The 13,459-nt window shown below is 71.5% G+C and carries 14 protein-coding genes; 2 read left to right on the plus strand and 12 right to left on the minus strand.

What is annotated here, in order from left to right:
* Positions 1 to 8: 8 nt before the first annotated feature.
* Positions 9 to 479 (plus strand): PPOX class F420-dependent oxidoreductase, encoded by a 471-nt coding sequence (locus tag ACFUN8_RS02705; RefSeq protein WP_383630404.1) that lies wholly within the window; start codon positions 9 to 11, stop codon positions 477 to 479.
* Positions 480 to 512: 33 nt separating this feature from the next.
* On the opposite strand, the gene ACFUN8_RS02710 is transcribed toward ACFUN8_RS02705, so the two are convergent.
* From ACFUN8_RS02710 to ACFUN8_RS02765, 12 genes are all read right to left on the minus strand, one after another.
* Entirely contained in the window at positions 513 to 1,400 is an 888-nt protein-coding gene (locus tag ACFUN8_RS02710; protein WP_383630406.1) for a TetR/AcrR family transcriptional regulator, read from the minus strand.
* A gap of 203 nt (positions 1,401 to 1,603) precedes the next feature.
* Positions 1,604 to 3,784 carry a glycosyltransferase family 39 protein gene (locus tag ACFUN8_RS02715; protein ID WP_383630408.1) on the minus strand — a complete coding sequence of 727 codons (2,181 nt, stop codon included), beginning with the start codon at positions 3,782 to 3,784 and terminating at the stop codon, positions 1,604 to 1,606.
* The gene (locus tag ACFUN8_RS02720; protein WP_383630410.1) at positions 3,781 to 5,148 is read right to left on the minus strand and encodes a glycosyltransferase; all 1,368 of its coding nucleotides are present in this window, start codon (positions 5,146 to 5,148) and stop codon (positions 3,781 to 3,783) included. Before ACFUN8_RS02720 ends, ACFUN8_RS02715 begins: the two co-directional genes overlap by 4 nt.
* Before the next feature lie 26 nt (positions 5,149 to 5,174).
* Positions 5,175 to 6,734: a sensor histidine kinase gene (locus tag ACFUN8_RS02725; RefSeq protein WP_383630412.1), complete on the minus strand. Its 1,560-nt coding sequence runs from the start codon at positions 6,732 to 6,734 to the stop codon at positions 5,175 to 5,177.
* 239 nt (positions 6,735 to 6,973) lie between these two features.
* A complete protein-coding gene (locus tag ACFUN8_RS02730) occupies positions 6,974 to 7,711 on the minus strand; it encodes a response regulator transcription factor (protein WP_383630414.1) in 738 nt (245 codons plus the stop codon).
* A gap of 108 nt (positions 7,712 to 7,819) precedes the next feature.
* A complete protein-coding gene (locus ACFUN8_RS02735) occupies positions 7,820 to 8,197 on the minus strand; it encodes a hypothetical protein (protein ID WP_383630416.1) in 378 nt (125 codons plus the stop codon).
* Positions 8,198 to 8,276: 79 nt separating this feature from the next.
* A complete protein-coding gene (locus ACFUN8_RS02740; RefSeq protein WP_383630418.1) occupies positions 8,277 to 9,194 on the minus strand; it encodes an amidohydrolase family protein in 918 nt (305 codons plus the stop codon).
* An 85-nt stretch (positions 9,195 to 9,279) separates the two neighbouring features.
* Positions 9,280 to 10,194 carry a DUF2797 domain-containing protein gene (locus ACFUN8_RS02745; RefSeq protein ID WP_383630420.1) on the minus strand — a complete coding sequence of 305 codons (915 nt, stop codon included), beginning with the start codon at positions 10,192 to 10,194 and terminating at the stop codon, positions 9,280 to 9,282.
* Positions 10,195 to 10,320: 126 nt separating this feature from the next.
* Positions 10,321 to 10,893 carry an isochorismatase family protein gene (locus tag ACFUN8_RS02750; protein ID WP_383630422.1) on the minus strand — a complete coding sequence of 191 codons (573 nt, stop codon included), beginning with the start codon at positions 10,891 to 10,893 and terminating at the stop codon, positions 10,321 to 10,323.
* Between the two features lie 58 nt (positions 10,894 to 10,951).
* Entirely contained in the window at positions 10,952 to 11,548 is a 597-nt protein-coding gene (locus ACFUN8_RS02755) for a DUF6461 domain-containing protein (protein ID WP_383630424.1), read from the minus strand.
* A gap of 80 nt (positions 11,549 to 11,628) precedes the next feature.
* Complete coding sequence (locus ACFUN8_RS02760; protein ID WP_383630426.1) at positions 11,629 to 12,210, minus strand: dihydrofolate reductase family protein; 582 nt, start codon at positions 12,208 to 12,210, stop codon at positions 11,629 to 11,631.
* Between the two features lie 69 nt (positions 12,211 to 12,279).
* On the minus strand, positions 12,280 to 12,738 hold the full coding sequence (locus ACFUN8_RS02765; protein WP_383630428.1) for a hypothetical protein: 459 nt from the start codon (positions 12,736 to 12,738) through the stop codon (positions 12,280 to 12,282).
* Between the two features lie 236 nt (positions 12,739 to 12,974).
* Here ACFUN8_RS02765 and ACFUN8_RS02770 point away from each other — a divergent pair, with 236 nt between their 5' ends.
* Positions 12,975 to 13,412, plus strand: a complete 438-nt coding sequence (locus tag ACFUN8_RS02770; RefSeq protein WP_383630430.1) for a VOC family protein — start codon at positions 12,975 to 12,977, stop codon at positions 13,410 to 13,412.
* Positions 13,413 to 13,459: the final 47 nt, after the last annotated feature.

Raw genomic sequence — 13,459 nt, forward strand, 5'->3', positions numbered from 1 at the left:
TGCGCGTCATGGCACCCAACATCGCGACCAACATCACCGTGGCGCTCGAAGAGTTGCTGGAGTTCGTCCGGCCCAGGCACCACGCGATCCTGCTGACCACCCGTTCCGACGGCCGCCCCCAGGGCTCGCCGCTGACCTGCGGTGTCGACGACTCGGGGCGGATCGTCGTCTCCACCTACCCGGAGCGCGCCAAGACGCGGAACGCGAAGCGTGACCCGCGCGCGAGCGTGATCGTCCTGTCGGACAGCTGGGACGGGCCGTGGGTGCAGGTCGACGGTACGGCGGAGGTGCTGGACGTCCCGGAGTCGGTGGAGCCGCTGGTCGAGTACTTCCGCAACATCTCGGGGGAGCACCCGGACTGGGACGAGTACCGCGAGGCGATGGTGCGGCAGGGCAAGTCGATCATCCGCATCACGCCGGAGCGCTGGAGCCCGATCGCGACGGGCGGCTTCCCGGCACGGCTGGCTCCGCCGGAGTAGCCGGGCGGCCGTCGGGGGTTCGGCCGGAGGGAGTCAACCGCGTGCGCGCATCTCCTCGATGCCCGCGATGAGGACTTCGAGCGCGAACGTGAAGTCCCGTTCGCGCATCTCCTCGACCGTCTGACCGCCGCGCGCCGCCATCAGCTCCGCGGCCTGGTCGAAGCGGCCCCGGTACTCCGGCTGTTCGTGGATCGTCCCCATGGCGTGCCGGTAGTACTGATCCTGGGTCATTCCCGCCTCGTCGCACCGCTGGACGAAGTGGCCCTCGATCGTGCCGAAGCCGTACACGAACTGGAAGACGGCCGACAGCGCGCCCATCTGGCCGTGCGCGAGCAGGCCCGTGCGGCGCATGACCCGCTGTACGGCGGCGGAGAACTCCATCGAGTTCGGACCGATGTTGAGGAACTTGCCGACGAGCGGCGAGACCCAGGGGTGACGCACGAGCAGGGCGCGGTAGCTGACGGCGAGCGCGCGCAGCTCGTCGCGCCAGTCGGCCTCCGGGGCCGGAGCCGGAGCCGACACCGGCTCCGAGTCGGTGCCGGTGTCGATGTCCGCGTCGGCGTCGGCGTCGGCGTCGGCGTCGGTGTCCGCGTCGGTGTCCGCGTCGGTGTCCGCCGATTCGAGGGCGCCGATCTCCGGGTAGACGGAGTCCAGGGCGAGTTCGAGGAGGTCGTCCTTGGTGTCCACGTACCAGTAGAGGGACATCGCCGTGACGCCCAGTTCGGTGGCCAGCCGCCGCATCGAGAACTTGGCCGGGCCCTCCGCGTCGAGCAGCCGTACCGAGACCGCGATGATCCGCTCCCGGTCGAGCCCGGTGGGATGGTCGGAACGCTCGCTCTTACGGCCGCGGGCGGCGGGCTTCCCCTCCAGCCACACACTGGTCCGCAGGGGCTGCTTGGCCTTGTCGGCTGTCGACTCCATGGTTGAGCCTCCTCGGTTCCTCGCCCCGTTCGTGGCGGTCTGATGCTATGCCGCGGGCAACTCCGGACGGTCCGTCCGTGACGGCCGCGAGCGCGGCGGGCAGCGAGGAGGCGCCGGCGAGCCTTCGTACGGAAACGCCTGTACGGTGCACCGGACCCGGCAGGCCCCGTGCACCGTACAAGAAACTCCCTTGTGCCATATGCCTACTTGGTGGCGGTCAGGTCGTACAGGGTCGTGTCACCCACGGTCACCTCCTTGAAAGTGGCCTGCACCCAGGTGGAGATGGACGAGGCCGTACCGTTCTGGCCGCCGCCTCCGCCTCCGCCTCCGAACCCGCCGCCTCCGAAGAAGTAGTGGATCTCGCCGTCGGCGACGTACTTCTTGAACTGGTCGAGCGTCGGGGACGGGTCGCTGCCGTTGAAGCCGCCGATCGCCATCACCGGTTCCCCGGTGGCGAGTTGGTTGGTCGCGGCGTTCTGGGAGCCGGTCGTCGCTGCGGCCCAGGTGTAGTCGCCGGCGTCCTTCCGCAGCGCCTCGACGACCTCGGAGCTGACGGCCTGGCCGTCGAGCAGACCAGCCATACCGCCGCCACCGCCACCACCTCGGCCACCGCCTCCACCTGCGCCGCCTTGCTGCGCCGGGTTCTCCTGTGCGGCGCCACCGGGCTGCCGCGCCTGACCGGGCGGCTGCTGGCCCCCGCCCTGGGGAGCCCCACCGCCCTGCGGAGCCTGGCCGCCACCGGGACGCTGACCTCGTGCGCCGTCGTCTCCGGCGCCGCCGGCGCCACCGGCCGCAGCGCCGCCACCGCCGCCGGGACCGCCCGGGCCGCCACCGCCGCCGAATCCGCCGCGCGCCGCCGCCGGACCCGCCGTCACGATCGACCCCGCGTGCGGGGTGTTGACCGTGGACAGCGTGTACGCGAGCGGCGCCGCCAGTGACGCGGCGATCGCCAGGACGACGGCACCGACGGCCAGCCGGGGCGCGAGGGTACGGAACCGCCCGTCCCGTCCCATCCGGCCCACGACCGCCAGCGCCACGGCAGCGATCAGCCCGCCGACCAGTACGGCCCAGCGCAGCCACGGCACATAGTCCGGCGTCCGGCCGAGCAGCACGAACGCCCAGACCGCCGTCCCGGCCACCGTCACACCGAGCGCGGCCGACGCGACGGCCCTGGCGCGCTCCTCCCACAGCAGCGTCACACCCATGCCGACCAGGGCGGCGATGTACGGCGCGAGCGCCACCGTGTAGTACTCGTGGAAGATCCCCGCCATGAAGGTGAAGACCCCCGCCGTCATCAGCAGCGCGCCGCCCCAGACCAGGAACGCGGCCCGCGCGGTGTCCGTGCGCCTGGCCCGCCAGGTCAGCACCAGGCCGACGACGAGCAGGAACAGCGCGGCGGGCAGCAGCCAGGAGATCTGACCGCCGATGCTGTCGCTGAACATCCGGCCGATACCGGTCTCGCCGCCACGGCGACCGCCTCCCCCGCCACCGCCACCACCGACGCTGCCGACCTCGTCACCGCTGATGCGGCCAAGTCCGTTGTAGCCAAAGGTGAGTTCGAGGAAGGAGTTGTTCTGCGAGCCGCCGATGTACGGGCGGGACGCGGCCGGCCACAGTTCGACGATCGCCACCCACCAACCGCCGCTGACGATCAACGCCAGCCCGGCGGCGGCCAGTTGGCCGAACCTGCGCCGTACGGTCGTGGGCGCGCACACCGCGTACACGAGCGCGAGCGGCGGCAGGATCAGGAACGCCTGGAGCGTCTTCGTCAGGAACGCGAACCCCAGCGCGACACCCGCCCACACCAGCCAGCGCGTCCGCGCGCCTTCCAGCGCGCGCAGCACGCAGTAGACGGAGACGGTCATCAGCAACGCGAGCAGCGCGTCGGGGTTGTTGAAGCGGAACATCAGCGCGGCGACGGGCGTGAGCGCCAGCACCCCGGCGGCGATGAGCCCGGCCGACGCGCTGAAGCGACGGCGTACGGCCGCGTACAGCACGGCGATCGTGCCGACGCCCATCAACGCCTCGGGCACCAGGATCTGCCACGAGCCGAGGCCGAAGAGGCGCACGGACAGGGCCATCGGCCACAGCGCGGCCGGGGGCTTGTCGACGGTGATGGAGTTCCCCGCGTCGGACGAGCCGAAGAAGAGGGCCTTCCAGCTCTCGCCGCCGGCCTGAACGGCCGCGGAGTAGAAGGAGTTGGCGTAGCCGGAGTCGCCGAGACTCCAGAGGTTGACGACCAGGGCCGCGAGCAGGAGGGCGAGGAAGGCGGGGCGTACCCAGGGCGCGTCCTCCGGCCTGCCGCGGCGCAGCCGTGTGAGAAGGGGTACGGCGGGGTGGACAGGTCCGGCGGTCGGTGCGCCGGTGGCGAGGGCGTGGGTCATCGGGCGCTCCGTTCCTGGGCGTTCTCGGTGTTCTGCGCGTCGCTCCGGGTGTTCCGGCTGTTCTGGATGGCTCCCTGCGCCGTGGGCTGTTCGTCGCCGCCGCGCCGGTCGGGGAAGACCCACGCGCGGAAGAGGAGGAATCGCAGCACCGTCGCCGCGAGGTTGGCGGAGATCAGTACGGCCAGTTCCGTGGCATGGGCCGGGCTTCCCGAGGCGGCGTCGAGCGCGGCCAGCGAGCCGCTGGTCAGCGCGAGGCCGATGCCGAAGACGACAAGACCCTGTGCCTGGTGGCGTACGGCGCGTTCCCGGCCCCGTACGCCGAACGTCAGCCGGCGATTGGCCGCGGTGTTCGCGACCGCCGAGACCAGCAGCGCGGCAGCGTTGGCCGCCTGAGGCCCGGAGGCCGTACGGAAAAGGGAGTAGAGCAGCAGATAGAAGAGGGTCGACAGCGCGCCGACGACGCAGAAGCCGACGAGTTGACGGGCGAGTCCGCGGGGGACGCCGCTGATCGCGCGGTCGCGCGGGTCGTCGCCGAACGGGCGGGCGAGCCGGTCCAGCGGCAGCGCGCCGACGGCGAGCGCGCGGCCCACCCGCCAGACGCCCTTGAGGTCGTCGACCGCCGTACTGACGATGTGCACACGGCTGTCCGGGTCGTCGACCCAGTCGACCGGCACCTCGTGGATGCGCAGCCCGGCCCGTTCGGCGAGCACCAGCATCTCGGTGTCGAAGAACCAACCGGTGTCCTCGACCATCGGCAGCAGGCGCTCGGCGACCTCGCGCCGTATCGCCTTGAAGCCGCACTGCGCGTCGCTGAAGCGCGCGGAGAGCGAGGACCTGAGAATCAGGTTGTACGCGCGCGAGATGAACTCCCGCTTGGGGCCGCGTACGACGCGCGACGAGCGCGCGAGGCGCGAGCCGATCGCCAGGTCCGAGTGGCCCGAGATCAGCGGCGCGACGAGCGGCAGCAGCGCGTTGAGGTCGGTGGACAGGTCGACGTCCATGTAGGCGAGGACGGGCGAGTCGGAGTGCGACCAGACGGTACGCAGCGCCCGCCCGCGCCCCTTCTCCTCCAGCCGGTACGCGGTGACCTCGGGGATCGTCGCCGCGAGACGCGCCGCCACGGCGGGCGTGCGGTCGGTGCTGGCGTTGTCGGCGACGGTGATGCGGAAGCCGTACGGGAAGGTGCGGGCGAGGTGGTGGTGGAGTCGGTGTACGCACGACTCCAGGTCTCGCTCCTCGTTGTGGACGGGGATCGTGACGTCGAGCACGGGGACGCCGGTGGGGGCCCTGGCGTCGAGCGCTTCGACCGGGAGATGTTCCCTGGCCGGGAGGCTGCCCCACGGGGTGTCGGTGTCGGTTCTCATGCGACCGACACTCGGCGGTCAGGCTGTCACGGCAGTGTGGTGAGCCTGTGCCGCGGCTGTGAGTCCGGGCCGGGGGCGTCGGGGGCGTTGACGTCGTCGCGGATCGCGGGTAGGCGCACCGTAAAGACGGTGCGGCGACCGGGCTCGCTCCGTACGCCGACGTCGCCGCCGTGCGCGGTGACGACGGCCTGCACGATGGCGAGGCCGAGACCGGTGGAGTCGCCCGCCGGGCCCGGTGCGCGGGTGCGGGACGCGTCGCCGCGCGCGAAGCGCTCGAAGACGTGCGGGAGGAGGTCGGGCGGGATGCCGGGCCCGTCGTCCGCGATGTCGACGAGGACGCACGGGTCGGGGGCGCCCGTGGTGCGCACGGTCGCCGTGACGGTCGTCCCCGGTGGGGTGTGTTCGCGGGCGTTGGCGAGGAGGTTGACGAGCACCTGGTGGAGCCGGGGGCCGTCGCCGTACACGTATCCGGGCTCGTCCGGCAGCTCCAGCCGCCAGTGGTGGTCCTGCCCGGCGGCCCGCGCGTCGCTGAGCGCGTCCACGACGAGCGGGGAGAGGTCGGTCGTCTCGTACGCGAGCGGCCGTCCCGCGTCGAGCCGCGCCAGCAGCAGCAGATCGTCGACCAGCCCGCTCATCCGCTCCGCCTCGGCCTCGATCCGGCCGAGCGCGTGCCGGGTGTCGGGGCCGATGTCCTCCCGGCCGCGCCGGGTGAGTTCGGCGTAACCGCGGATGGAGGCGAGCGGTGTCCGCAGTTCGTGGCTCGCGTCGGCGACGAAACGGCGTACGCGCGTCTCGCTCTCCTGCCGGGCGGCCAGTGCCGAACCGACGTGCCCCAGCATCCGGTTGAGCGCGGCGCCGACCTGGCCGACCTCGGTACGCGGATCGGCCTCGGTGTCCGGCAGCCGCGTCAGAGGTGCCACCTCGCCGCTGTGCAGGGGGAGTTCGGAGACAACGGTGGCGGTCGTGGCGACGCGGCGCAGCGGCCGCAGGGCCACGCCGACGAGCACCCCGCCCGCGATGCCGGCGGCGACGAGACCGGCGACCGTGACGAAGACCTCGACCATGATCAGGGTGGCGAGGGTCTCCTGGACGTCACTGAGCGGGACGCCGACGAGGAAGGAGCCATTGACGCCGTCGACGTACTCGACGCGGTAGTCGCCCAGGTCCGCGAGGGTCACGGTGTGCGAATCGCCGTCGCGCGGGACCGAGGCCAGGGCGGCCGTCTCGGAGTCGGTGAGCGCGTGCCCGGTGACCTGCTGGCCCGGGTCGTCGCCGCTGGTCTGGGCGCTGATCATGCCGGTGCCGACGTCGCTCGGGCCGGTGCCGGTCAGCTCGACGCCGACCGTGCCGATCGGGGCGCCGCCGCCGGTGATGGTCCTGAGCGGCTCCGGTTTCTTCTCCCCCGACATCCGGGGCGGCGGGACGGAGTCCGGCGGCCGGTCGGCGCGCTGGTGCGGCCCGGCGGCCCGCTGGGCGACCGCGTGGACCTGGGCGTCGAGCTGGTCGTACTGGTACGAGCGGAACGCGATCGTCGTCACGGCGCCGATGACCGCCGCGACGACCGCGATCAGCGAGACCGCGGACACGACGAGGCGGGTGCGCAGCGACCAGCGCTTCGGGGGCCGCTTGGAGGCGCGTTTCGGGGGGCGTTTCGGGGATCGCTTCGAGGCCGGGGCTCGGTCCGAGGTCCGCTCCGGGTCGGGGGCGCGGTCCGAGGTCCGCTCGGAGTCCTGCCGCAAGGTCTCCGGGGCCGGGGCTCCGTCCGGGGCCCGCTCCGGTCCTGTCCGTGCGCCCCGTCGCCGTACTCGCTCCCATACCGTCACGGCTACTCTCCCGGCTTGATCAGATACCCCGCTCCACGCCGCGTGTGGATCATCGGCGGCCGGCCGGCGTCGATCTTCCGTCGCAGATACGAGATGTACAGCTCCACGACGTTCGCCTGGCCGCCGAAGTCGTACGACCACACGCGGTCGAGGATCTGGGCCTTGCTCAGCACACGACGCGGGTTGCGCATCAGGAAGCGCAGCAGCTCGAACTCCGTCGCCGTGAGGTGGATGGACCGCCCCGCCCGGGTGACGTCGTGGCTGTCCTCGTCGAGGGTCAGGTCGCCGACGACCAGCACCGATTCGCTGCGTACGGAGGCGGTGCCGGAGCGTCGTATGAGCCCGCGGAGCCGTGCCACGACCTCCTCCAGGCTGAAGGGCTTGGTGACGTAGTCGTCGCCGCCCGCGGTGAGCCCGGCGATCCGGTCCTCCACAGCGTCCTTCGCGGTGAGGAAGAGGACGGGCACCTGCGGCAGCTCCTGGCGGAGCCGCCCGAGAACGGCGATGCCGTCCATGTCGGGCAGCATCACGTCCAGCACCACCGCGTCGGGCCGGAACTCCCGCGCCGAGCGCACGGCCCCCGCGCCGTCACCGGCGCTGCGGACCTCCCACCCCTCGTAGCGCAGGGTCATGGACATCAGCTCGGCGAGCGAGGCTTCGTCGTCCACGACAAGGACCCGGACGGGGCTGCCGTCCGGCTTGATCATCTCGGTGCGCCCCCGGGGCGAGGTGACGGTCATGGTGCCCACACTGGGGAGCCCGCGTGAGAACGACCTTGCCGCTTCCTGTGAATTCCCTGAGAACGCGGCCGACTCGGCCAAATCGGCAGAAAGGGTTCATACGGCCGTTCATTCGGCGTCCTCCCCGACGATGACGGTGAGGCGGCGCGTTTCGCGTCGGCCCGCGTAACGCTCCTTGCGGTTGCCGGTCCTGGCCCACTCCTGGCGCTCCTTGATGTGGGAGCGCACCTTGCAGCCGGCGCAGCAGGGCCGGCCGATGAGCGACGCGAGGGTCCGGACCCACCGGCAGCGGGTGTCCGTGTCCTCCCGCGTGGGGCGGGGCGGCAGGTCGCAGGGGCCGTGACGGTGGTCGTGGACGGGCAGGGGGTCGTGCTCCGCGTGGCGGACCCACGGCGGCTTCGTCTTGTCCGTACGGGACATCTCGTTCCTCTCGGAACCCGCCGCCCGTGCTCCCGGGGTTTCCGGGCGGGCGGCTAGCTCGTCCACGTCACGGCGTCACGCTCCTTCACTGTCTTGCGGGGGCCTGCCCACATAGGTGAACAGCCTTTCAATCTAGGGGGAACGGTCACCCCTGTGCCACACCTTTGGGATCCAGCCCGAAGAGGCGGACCCCGTTCCCGTAACAGACCGCGCGCGTCCAGGTGTCGCCCAGTCCGAGCCCTTCGAGGACCTCCAGTTGGTGGAGGTACGGGTACGGGATGTTGGGAAAGTCCGACCCGAGCAGAATCCGGTCCCCCAGGTCCGCGAGCCGGGCCTTGGCGTCCGCGCCCGCCGGGAAGGGCGCGAAGCCCTCGCTGAAGTCGGTGAACGCCATCGTCGTGTCGAGCAGCACCCCGTCGTACCGGTCGGCCAGGTCCAGGAAGTCCGTGTACTCCGGCATCCCCATGTGCGCGACGACGAGCCGAAGCCGCGGATGGCGCGCGAGCAGCCGCCCGACGGGCTCGGGCCCGGTGAACTTGCCGGGCTGCGGCCCCGATCCGCAGTGCATGACGACCGGCACGCCGGCGTCGGAGAGCAACCCCCAGACCCGGTCGAGGAGTTCGTCGTTGGGGTCGTAACCCCCCACCTGCAGATGCGACTTGAAGATCCGCGCGCCGGACTCGACGGCCTCGCGTACGTACGTCTCCACGCCCTCCTCCGGGAAGAGGGTCGCGGTCTGGAGGCAGTCGGGCGTCCGCGCGGCGAATCCGGCGGCCCAGCCGTTGAGCCAGTCGGCCATGCCGGGCTTGTGGGGGTAGAGCATCGAGGTGTACGCGCGGACGCCGAACGCGCGCAGCAGCGCCACGCGTTGGTCCTCCTCGTGCCGGTAGGCGATGGGCCACTCCATGCCGGTGAGGGGGCCGGCGCTGTCGAAGTACGCCCACACCTTCCGCAGGACGCGATCGGGCATGAAGTGCGTGTGTACGTCGATGAGTCCGGGCAGCGAGAGCCGTTCCCGGAACTCCCTCACGGCCTGGATCTCCGCGGCTGCTTGATCATCCATCCCTCTACCCTCCGATCCGGGGGCCGTGCTGTCCAGGGGCCGTGCTGTCCAGGGGCACCCGGAGGTGCGGCCGGTCCGGTCCCGGTCAGAACAGCCCGTCCTGTACGGAAGCGCTCGCGCTCGTACTCGTGCTCGTACCCGCGCTCGTACTCGCCAGGTCGCGCACGGGCACGGTCACGCCACTTCCGGTGGTCGGCGTGACTCCGGTGAGTTCCCACCCCCGCACGAGCCGGGTGTCGAGCACGAGCACCCCGCTGTCCCCGCACTCCAGGTGCAGATCGGGCCCGGCGGCGGCCACCAGCCGCCCGGCGACGTGCCCTCCGTCGACCAGTTCGCCGATCACGCCGGTCGCGGGCGGGGTCCCGGCCAGCCCGAACACGTCCAGATGATCGACCGGTTCGAGATCGGCCCGCTCCAACGACTCGGGCCACCCGGCGAGCGCGACGGCCCGCCCGTACAACTCCCGTACCTCCTCAGCCCGTTCGGACTCGTCGGTCGGCAACGTGGCGCGTACGGCGCGCTTCGCGGCGTACGGGACGCGGTCCGGCACACCCAGCGCCGTACGCAGCAACTCCTCGGTCCGCCGCGCCGCCATCAGCGGCCCGCGCCCGAGCCGGGTGAAGACCACGGCCCCCTGTTCGAGCAGCCGGGCGGGCCCGCGCGCCTCGGCGGTGATCCCGACCTTGACCATGCCGGGCCCGAACCACGCCAGATAGACGGTGTACGGCTGGGGGTCGTCGGCGACGGTGTCGGCGGCCACCGACCGCGACCGGTCGAGCCGCGCGCAGTCCGGGCACTGCCCACCGGTACTCCGCCCGCCCACGACGGCGCCGAGGGGACACGGCTGCCCCCGGACCCCGGCGCAGTGCCGCTCCCCGACGGCCCGGAACCCGAGTTCCCGCCCGTACACGAGCGCGCTGCGCCGCTCGCGCCCGCCGTCCCGCCAGACCAGCTCGCCCCTGTCGGGACTCCAGCGAAGCCCGCCGCACCGCCACCCCATACGTACTCCCGCCGATCTGCCGGAACCGTCCCGGTGCCTCCGCCTACTCCCCGCTCCCCCCACCTTCCACCCCCACCTTCCACTACGTCCGCTTCCCGATCGTGGTGGTCCTCCCGACCTGATCGCTCACTCGTCGCCCGCCTCGAAGCGCACGTCGGCGGCCCGTGCGACGACCTCGACCTCGTCCCCGAGTGCCCACTCGGCGACGCGCGACACGGTCGCGGCCGGGACGGTGCCGGCGATGCCCTCGGCGGCGGGAGCGTCGTACGTGGCGTGGGCGTCGTGCGGCAGTACGACGCGGTACCCGCGTGCCAGCGCGGTCCGCGCGGTGGCCGACACGCACATCTCGGACATCACCCCGCACACGGCGATCCCCCGCACCCCGGCGCCCACCAGCAGCCGGCCGAGGGACGTCCCCGCGAACCCGTCGTCGTGCTTCTTCCGTACGACCACCTCGCGGTCGCCCTCCACGACGGGCAGGGCAAGCTCCCACCCGGCGGTCCCGACCTCGTCGTCGGCCCCTTCGGGCCCGTCGTTCTGCAGATGCACGACGAGCACCCCACTCTCCCGCGCCCGCCGCAGCATCCCCTCGACGGCCTCCCGCACCGGCCCGGCTCCGGGCACGGCGCCGTCCCCGGTGAAGAAGGCGGTCTGCACATCGACGACAACCAGTGCCTGCACGTCAGCAACGTCACTCATCCCGCGATGATCGCCGCCTGCCGCCCGCCCCGACAAACGCTTAAGCTCCCGACCAGGTTCACTGGAGCCACGTGCTCTCCGGCCCGCCGAAGAGTGCGCCGGGCGCGGCGAGCAGCACCGTACGGAGCGGGGTGTCGATCCAGGCAGGATCGACGGCGACGCCCATCGTGCGTTCCATGAGCGCGAAGGATTCCGCGCAGAGGGTGTCCGTGGCGAAGACGACGCCTTCCGCCCAGGTGGGCACCTCGTCCTCGGGGTCCTCCAACTCGCAGGGGTCGAAGGCCCCGTCGACCCGACCGTCCACGGCGCGCATGACCTGCTGCCGGCCGTTTACGTCCCGATGGACGCTGAAGAACTCACCGCCGCCCGCCGAAGCCCGCCGCCCGATCTCGGGAAGGCTGCCGTGGTACCCCCACTCGATGGCGACGACATGCTCCTTGGTGGTGACCACCCGCAGCAGCTCGTAGTCCTCGTACAGATGATCCGCCTGCTCGTCGGCGGCTTCGGAGAACGTCATGAGCCGCGACTCCCCGGGATCACCGCCGAACGCCCGGATCACGTCGTCCTCGGACCTCCCGGCGACCACGGAGAAGGTGTACGCCTCCGGCGCGTCCGCATCGGCCCACGCGTACCGAGCAACGAGGTCGTCCCACACCGTGGCGTCTCCCTGGGTTCAAGCGCTCTCGCCAAGGTGACGGCGCGTGGCGGCGCACTCTACAGACCGCCCGGGCGTGCTCAGGCCCGCGGAATGTCCCGCGGAATGTCCCGCCCGGTCGGCCGGTACTCGATCAACAGCACCCGCCCATCCAGGGCTCGCTGATCGACCAGCTCCAGATCGGCGGCCGCCACACCCGCGAAGAACGGTTCACGGCCCGACGCCCCCACGAGCAGCGGAAACGTCATCAGCCGCAGCCGGTCGACAAGCCCCGCGTCGAGAAGCTGCCTGGCCACGGAGAGACTGCCCATGGTCCGCAGCGGAACATCACTCACGCCCTTGAGCCGCGCGACCTCGCCAACGAGGTCGTCACGGCAGACGCGGGTGTTCGGCCACGAGACCGTCTCCAACGTCGTCGAGAACACGACCGCGTCCAACTCACTCATCCGCCGCCACGCGTCGTCCCGCGCCTCGTCGGGCAGCCCCGCCAGCGCCTCGTAGGTCCGCCGCCCGAGCACGACAAGCTGCGGCCGGGCTGACTCGACGGCGATCCACTCCTCCAACTCGGGCCCGAAGTACCCGAAATATCCCGGCGAGTTCTCCCCGCCGGCCCACCCGTCGGCCGAGATGAACACATCGACGGTCAATGTCTGCGCCTGCATGGCTACCCCTTCCTATCCACAGGAGACGTCGAAGCCACGCGGTCTTTCTCGACATCGCCCTGAGAGCCGTCAGTGCGGTGGGTAGGGGCTGTAGATCGTCCGGGGCCTGTCGGGACGGGGCGAGTCCATGTCGAGCTGCGGCAGTTGATACTCCGGAACAAGAAAACTGCGGTAACTCTCCGCAGCCGAGGACTCCCCCCAGTACACGGCGCCGGCGACAACAAACCCACCCAGCAACCGCTCCCCCAGCGCAAAGGCGCGATCCCCACGCCAAGGCCCCGGGACGGCCTCGCGCAGTTCCCGCTCCTCCTCATCGGACGCCAGGCGGATGGTCAACGCCGGGTAGCCGTCCAACACGGACAGGGCACGGACGTCCTTGAAGACCACTTCCAGCGTTGTCGGGTACCCCTGCCCACTGTCCTGCCGCCCTCTGAGCAGCAACTGACTGTGCCCGATGATGTACGCGAACAACTCGACCGGCCGCGCGAAGCTCACCGGCAGATCGACCAGGCGGTGCTGCGAGGCCACGACATCACTCCATCAACACGTTCAGGACCGGACTCGCCGCCGGGCTCACTATGGTCACGCGCGTGAAGATACGGCACCGCTTCCGCGCCGACGTACCGACCATGATTCCAACCTGACGGGCATCGCCAGATTCTTCGAAGTTCGGAGTCTGCGGATGTCGAGAACGTGTCACCGGCTCCGTCCCAGGGACAACAGCGGCCACCACCGGCCGGGACGAAGAAGAAGGAGAAACCACCATGGCGATTCAGCGGATGGACAACGTCGGCATCGTCGTCGAGGACCTGGACGCCGCCATCGCGTTCTTCGTGGAACTCGGTATGGAGCTGGAGGGCAGGGCGGAGGTCAAGGGCCCCGTCGCCGACCAGTGCACCGGGCTCGACGGCGTCCACTGCGACATCGCGATGGTCCGGACCCCGGACGGCCACAGCCGGCTCGAACTGGCGAAGTACCGCAGCCCCACCCCGACCAGCGGCCCGCACAACCCGCCGCACAACATCCTGGGCACACACCGCGTCATGTTCGCCGTCGACGACATCAAGGACACGGTGGCCCGCCTGCGCCCTCTCGGCGCCGAACTCCTCGGCGAGATCGCCCGTTTCGAGGACAGCTACCTGCTCTGCTACGTCCGCGGCCCGGAGGGCATCATCGTCGGCCTGGCCGAACAACTGCACTGATTCAACCGGCCGCGGGCGCCGCACCGCGGGATCCGAACGGGGATGAC

This window comes from Streptomyces sp. NPDC057307 (assembly GCF_042667665.1).
In the GTDB taxonomy this organism is placed as follows: Bacteria; Actinomycetota; Actinomycetes; order Streptomycetales; family Streptomycetaceae; genus Streptomyces.

Coding starts and splice junctions, on each gene's coding strand:
- ACFUN8_RS02760 (WP_383630426.1), bottom strand. CDS start 12,210: ATGCAGGCGCAGACATTGACCGTCGATGTGTTCATCTCGGCCGACGGG.
- ACFUN8_RS02770 (WP_383630430.1), top strand. CDS start 12,975: ATGGCGATTCAGCGGATGGACAACGTCGGCATCGTCGTCGAGGACCTG.
- ACFUN8_RS02720 (WP_383630410.1), bottom strand. CDS start 5,148: ATGAGAACCGACACCGACACCCCGTGGGGCAGCCTCCCGGCCAGGGAA.
- ACFUN8_RS02740 (WP_383630418.1), bottom strand. CDS start 9,194: ATGGATGATCAAGCAGCCGCGGAGATCCAGGCCGTGAGGGAGTTCCGG.
- ACFUN8_RS02745 (WP_383630420.1), bottom strand. CDS start 10,194: ATGGGGTGGCGGTGCGGCGGGCTTCGCTGGAGTCCCGACAGGGGCGAG.
- ACFUN8_RS02705 (WP_383630404.1), top strand. CDS start 9: ATGGCACCCAACATCGCGACCAACATCACCGTGGCGCTCGAAGAGTTG.
- ACFUN8_RS02730 (WP_383630414.1), bottom strand. CDS start 7,711: ATGACCGTCACCTCGCCCCGGGGGCGCACCGAGATGATCAAGCCGGAC.
- ACFUN8_RS02710 (WP_383630406.1), bottom strand. CDS start 1,400: ATGGAGTCGACAGCCGACAAGGCCAAGCAGCCCCTGCGGACCAGTGTG.
- ACFUN8_RS02750 (WP_383630422.1), bottom strand. CDS start 10,893: ATGAGTGACGTTGCTGACGTGCAGGCACTGGTTGTCGTCGATGTGCAG.
- ACFUN8_RS02715 (WP_383630408.1), bottom strand. CDS start 3,784: ATGACCCACGCCCTCGCCACCGGCGCACCGACCGCCGGACCTGTCCAC.